Origin of the sequence: Devosia sp. (assembly GCF_035944845.1) — a bacterium.
Classification (GTDB): domain Bacteria; phylum Pseudomonadota; class Alphaproteobacteria; order Rhizobiales; family Devosiaceae; genus Devosia_A.
On record NZ_DASZAW010000089.1, the window covers coordinates 1 to 4,940 of the forward strand.

General features: G+C 63.1%; 6 protein-coding genes. All 6 read right to left on the reverse strand.

All coding sequences use genetic code 11. The annotated features are described in order from the left end of the window. Positions 1-48: 48 nt before the first annotated feature. From sufC to VGV07_RS17880, 6 genes are read right to left on the reverse strand one after another with little or no spacing between them, the layout of a single operon-like run. Positions 49-798 carry a Fe-S cluster assembly ATPase SufC gene (gene sufC, locus VGV07_RS17855; protein WP_326870084.1) on the reverse strand — a complete coding sequence of 250 codons (750 nt, stop codon included), beginning with the start codon at positions 796-798 and terminating at the stop codon, positions 49-51. Between the two features lie 8 nt (positions 799-806). Beyond that, the gene (locus tag VGV07_RS17860; RefSeq protein ID WP_326870080.1) at positions 807-1,316 is read right to left on the reverse strand and encodes a cupin domain-containing protein; all 510 of its coding nucleotides are present in this window, start codon (positions 1,314-1,316) and stop codon (positions 807-809) included. After that, positions 1,313-1,810 carry a cupin domain-containing protein gene (locus VGV07_RS17865; RefSeq protein ID WP_326870081.1) on the reverse strand — a complete coding sequence of 166 codons (498 nt, stop codon included), beginning with the start codon at positions 1,808-1,810 and terminating at the stop codon, positions 1,313-1,315. Before VGV07_RS17865 ends, VGV07_RS17860 begins: the two co-directional genes overlap by 4 nt. Then, positions 1,807-2,037 carry a hypothetical protein gene (locus VGV07_RS17870; RefSeq protein WP_326870082.1) on the reverse strand — a complete coding sequence of 77 codons (231 nt, stop codon included), beginning with the start codon at positions 2,035-2,037 and terminating at the stop codon, positions 1,807-1,809. Before VGV07_RS17870 ends, VGV07_RS17865 begins: the two co-directional genes overlap by 4 nt. Then, positions 2,037-3,536 carry a Fe-S cluster assembly protein SufB gene (gene sufB / locus VGV07_RS17875; RefSeq protein WP_291308073.1) on the reverse strand — a complete coding sequence of 500 codons (1,500 nt, stop codon included), beginning with the start codon at positions 3,534-3,536 and terminating at the stop codon, positions 2,037-2,039. Before sufB ends, VGV07_RS17870 begins: the two co-directional genes overlap by 1 nt. Before the next feature lie 10 nt (positions 3,537-3,546). Continuing rightward, positions 3,547-4,701, reverse strand: a complete 1,155-nt coding sequence (locus VGV07_RS17880; RefSeq protein WP_326870083.1) for a cysteine desulfurase family protein — start codon at positions 4,699-4,701, stop codon at positions 3,547-3,549. Between the last annotated feature and the right edge of the window lie 239 nt (positions 4,702-4,940).

The window sequence follows — 4,940 nt, forward strand, 5'->3', positions numbered from 1 at the left end:
CAGTTCAGCCGGCCCGAGCCGGACGGGGACATGCATGGTCATCGGTCCTTACGCCGCCGCTTCGTCGAAGCCGGCATAGCCCTTGGCTTCCAGTTCCAGCGCCAGTTCCTTGCCGCCGCTCTCGACCACGCGGCCATCCGAAAACACGTGCACGACATCCGGCACGATGTGGTTGAGCAGCCGCTGGTAGTGGGTGATCACCAGCATCGAACGGTCGGGACTGCGCAGTGCATTGACGCCCTCCGACACCACCTTCAGCGCGTCGATATCGAGGCCGGAGTCGGTCTCGTCGAGGATGCACATCTTGGGCTTCAGGAGCGCCATCTGCAGGATTTCGGCCCGCTTCTTCTCGCCGCCCGAGAACCCGACATTGAGCGCACGCTTCAGCATGTCGCTGTCGATATGCAGCGCCTTGCCGGCTTCCTTGACTGCCTTCATGAAATCCGGCGTCGACAGCTCGCCTTCGCCATTGGCCTTGCGCTTGGCATTCAGCGCCGCCTTGAGGAAGGTCATGGTGGCAACGCCAGGGATCTCGATCGGATACTGGAAGGCGAGGAACAGCCCGGCCGTGGCGCGCTCGGACGGTTCCATCTCGAGGATGTTTACGCCGTCGAGCAGCACTTCGCCGCCGGTGATCTCGTAGTCTTCCTTGCCGGCCAGCACATAGCTGAGCGTCGATTTGCCCGACCCGTTGCGCCCCATGATCGCATGCACTTCACCCTTGGGGACGATCAGGTTCACGCCTTTGAGGATTTCGCGTGCCTCGATGCGGACGTGCAGGTCGCGGATTTCGAGCATGGGGGTGGTCATTTCACTTCTCCGATATTTTCGCCGTCCCAGTAGTCGAGGCTCGATGCCTCGCGTGCGATGTGCCGAAGCGACGATTTGTCGGTCGGGTTACCGCTGGTCCGGGAAAAGACGCCAAACTTGTTCGAGTCCGGGTACTCGCACACTTCGGTCGCGGCCATCGTCGAGATGCCGAAATACCGAAGCACGCCAGTGCCGGTGTTGATGATCTGATGCGCCGTCGAGCGGTCGCCTGCCGGCGCGCCCAGCACGTCGCCGGCCTTGATGGCGTGGCTGTCCGCGCCGTAGCGATAGGTGCCCTCACCTTCGAGCACGATGAACAGCTCGTCCTCGACATGGTGGTTGTGGAACGGGCAGCTCGACTTGCCCGCCGGCACCTCGTTGTAGCTGATGCCAAGGTTACGCAGCCCCAGCAGCCGGCCGAACGAGGCGTCCGATGACTGGTAATTCGCGCCCTGCGTCCAGCTCTCGAGAGCCAACTCTGCGATGTTGAGCAACGGTCGGGTCACTTCTCTCCTCCCGTATCTTCACCATCCCAGTAGCCCATCGGCATCAGCTTGCCGCCGGCACCGAAGGTGGCGTTCTCACGGTGGTGGCCGGTCGCGCCGATATCGACACGGATGCGGCCGCTGTCGAGATACTCGACCACATCGGCATTGGTGTTGTTGGAGAACGCGATATAGCGAAGCTCCTCGTCACCGGTATTGATGAGTTGATGCCCCTCGCCTCCCGCCGGCGCCGAGAGACAATCGCCAACGCGTACCGGGAGCCGCTCCTCGCCGTACCGGTAGGTGCCGGTGCCGGAGAGGATCAGGAACATCTCGTCTGAGGTGTGGTGACGATGAAACGGCGTCGCCGTTTTGCCGGGCGGCACGACATGTAACGCAGCGCCGAGGCCGAACAGCCCGAGCGCCGGACCGAACTCGCCGGTAGCCGCCGCGAAGCGCGTCCCCTCCGCCCCCTGCTGCAGTGGAACGTCTTCGAGGTTCAGCACCACTTTCATTTGGTGCCTCCCGCGCCCTCGGTGTCTTCACCGTCCCTGTAGCCGAACGGCGTCAGGTTACCGGCGGTGCTGAAGATCGACATCGGCTCTCTGTCGTTGCCGTGCGCGATGTCGTCGGCCCAGGCCGCGTCGATGTCGTTGAGCCCCACCTCAAAGCGGTCGCCCACCGTGAGCCACTTGAGCTCAAGGTCAGCAACATTGACGATGTTGTGGGGCCAAGACGTCATCAGCCGACGCTGCCCTCGAGCGAGATCGAGATCAGCTTCTGCGTTTCGACCATGAACTCCATCGGCAGGTGCTGCAGCACGTCACGCACGAAGCCGTTGACGATCAGCGCCACCGCTTCCTCTTCCGAGAGGCCGCGCTGCATGCAGTAGAACATCTGGTCGTCCGAGATCTTGCTGGTCGTCGCCTCGTGTTCGAACACGGCTGAGGCGTTGCGGCTCTCGATATAGGGTACGGTATGCGCGCCGCACTTGTCGCCGATCAAGAGACTGTCGCACTGGGTGAAGTTGCGGGCGCCCTTGGCCTTCGCATGCGCCGAGACCTGGCCGCGATAGGTATTGTCCGAGTACCCTGCCGCGATGCCCTTGGAGATGATCCGGCTCGTGGTGTTCTTGCCCAGGTGCAGCATCTTGGTGCCGCTGTCGACCTGCTGGTAGCCGTTCGAAATGGCGATCGAGTAGAACTCTCCCGACGAGTTGTCGCCGCGCAGGATGCACGAGGGATACTTCCAGGTAATCGCCGAGCCGGTTTCGACCTGCGTCCAGCTGATCTTGGAGTTGTCGCCGCGGCAATCGCCACGCTTGGTGACGAAGTTGTAGACGCCGCCCTTGCCGTCCTTGTCGCCCGGAAACCAGTTCTGCACCGTCGAGTACTTGATCTCGGCGTCCTTGAGGGCAACGAGCTCGACCACAGCGGCATGCAGCTGGTGCTCAGCGCGGGCCGGCGCCGTGCAGCCTTCGAGATAGGACACGTAGGCGCCCTCGTCGGCGATCAGCAGCGTGCGCTCGAACTGGCCGGTCTTGGCCTCGTTGATGCGGAAATAGGTCGAGAGCTCCATCGGGCAGCGCACGCCCTTGGGGATGTAGCAGAACGAGCCGTCTGTGAAGACCGCCGAGTTCAGCGTCGCATAGTAGTTGTCGGACACCGGAACGACCGAGCCGAGATACTGCTTCACGAGGTCGGGGTATTCGCGGATCGCCTCCGAGATCGAGCAGAAGATGATGCCCATCTTCTCGAGCTCGGCCCGGAACGTGGTGCCGACCGAGACGGAATCGATCACCGCATCGACGGCAACCTTGGGCTGCTCGATGCCGGCGAGCAGCTCGCGCTCCTTCAGCGGCACGCCGAGCTTCTCGTACATTTCGAGCAGCGCCGGATCGATCTCATCGAGGCTCTTGGGCCGGTTCGAGCTCTTGGGCGCCGCGTAGTAGTACATGTCCTGGAAGTCGATCTTGGGGTAGTGCACCTTGGCCCAGGTCGGCTCGTCCATGGTCAGCCAGCGCTTATAGGCATCCAGCCGCCACTCGAGCATCCACTCCGGCTCGTCCTTTTTGGCCGAGATGAAGCGGATGGTGTCCTCGTTCAGGCCCTTGGGGGCCTTGTCGACTTCAAGCTGAGTTTCGAACCCGTACTTATACTTCTCGACATCGAGCGCGAGTACCTTCTCAACGGTATCGTCCTCGATCTCTTCCTTCAAAGTCGGGATGTCGTAACGGGCCATCGTCTTCTTCCTATGCTGCGACGCCGTGGCGGGCGCGATGACGCCCGACGACTTCGCCAAAACCCCTGAGATAAGCCTCGACGTCCTCGATTGAAGAGGACCAGCCGAAGCTCACACGCATTGCACACTCGCCGAGCTCTGCCGGCACGCCCATGGCGGCAAGCACATGGCTCGGGCCAACCTTGCCCGACGAGCAGGCGGAACCCGATGAAACGGCGAGACCGGCAAGGTCCAGCCCCATCATGGCCACGGCATTCTTCAACCCCGGCACCGCGAAGTTGCTCACGTTGCCGATCCGGTCGGTCTTCTCGCCGAAGATCACCAGATCGGGCGCGATCAACCGCATACCGTCTTCCGCGGTCCGCACCAGCTCGCTGACATTGGCGTGGTAAAACCGCTCGGCGAACACTTCGGCCGCCGCACCGAACCCGGCGATTGCCGCTGCCGATTCCGTGCCACCGCGCCGCCCGCTCTCCTGGCCCCCACCGGGGATCAGGCGAACCTGGTCGGCATGGCCCTTCATCAGCAGCGCGCCGATGCCGGCGGGACCGCCGATCTTGTGGCCGCTGATCGCCATCATATCGGGTGCGCGCGAGGCAAATTCGAGCCCCACCTTGCCAAAACCCTGCACCGCGTCGACAAACAGGTAATGCGGGCTCGGGCCGACCAGCACTTCGATGCGATCGACCGGCTGGATCACCCCGGTCTCGTTGTTGACAAGGTGCACCGCAACCAGGAGCCGCATGCCGACGAGGTCCGCCGCCGCCAGTGCCGCCGCGATCTCTTCGACCTTGATCACTCCGTCGGCATCGAGGCCGACCTTCTTGATCGGCAATCCAGTGGCTTCGGCAGCCCTCAGCACTGCCGCATGCTCGCCCTCCGAAACGACGATGGCATCGACGTTGAACGCCTTGGCGCCACCGACGATCGCCTGGGTGATCGCTTCGGTGGCCGAGCCGGTGAACACCACCTGGTCGCGCTCCGCGCCGGCGAGCCGCGCCACCTGGGCGCGCGCCTTGTCGATCACGGCACGCAGCGCCCTGCCCTGGGCATGCACCGATGAGGGGTTGCCGACGAGGTCGAGAGCCCCGATATGGGCAGCGCGAGCCTCCGGCAGCAGCGGCGCCGACGCATTGTGATCGAGATAGATCGACTGTCGCGTCATAGATCCGAGGCCTGCCTCATCCGCTCCGAAAGGCCAGCCGCGACGCCAAGGCGCCGCACGTGCCTGAAACAAATCTTGAAATCGGGCGCTCACTTTCACTACAAGGAGCGCTCACCAGCAACCGGAAGCGGTTGGACCACCAACTGCCGCCTTCGAAAACCCAGTTTAGAATTATTCGAAACTGGAGTTTTCGGCCCATGTTTTAGGCAGCGGCGCAGCATTCGTCAAGCCGAGAGACC

What these genes read in the sequence shown, in the direction of transcription:
- sufC (WP_326870084.1), bottom strand. Translation starts at nt 798, where the DNA reads ATGCTCGAAATCCGCGACCTGCACGTCCGCATCGAGGCACGCGAAATC.
- VGV07_RS17865 (WP_326870081.1), bottom strand. Translation starts at nt 1,810, where the DNA reads ATGAAAGTGGTGCTGAACCTCGAAGACGTTCCACTGCAGCAGGGGGCG.
- VGV07_RS17870 (WP_326870082.1), bottom strand. Translation starts at nt 2,037, where the DNA reads ATGACGTCTTGGCCCCACAACATCGTCAATGTTGCTGACCTTGAGCTC.
- sufB (WP_291308073.1), bottom strand. Translation starts at nt 3,536, where the DNA reads ATGGCCCGTTACGACATCCCGACTTTGAAGGAAGAGATCGAGGACGAT.
- VGV07_RS17880 (WP_326870083.1), bottom strand. Translation starts at nt 4,701, where the DNA reads ATGACGCGACAGTCGATCTATCTCGATCACAATGCGTCGGCGCCGCTG.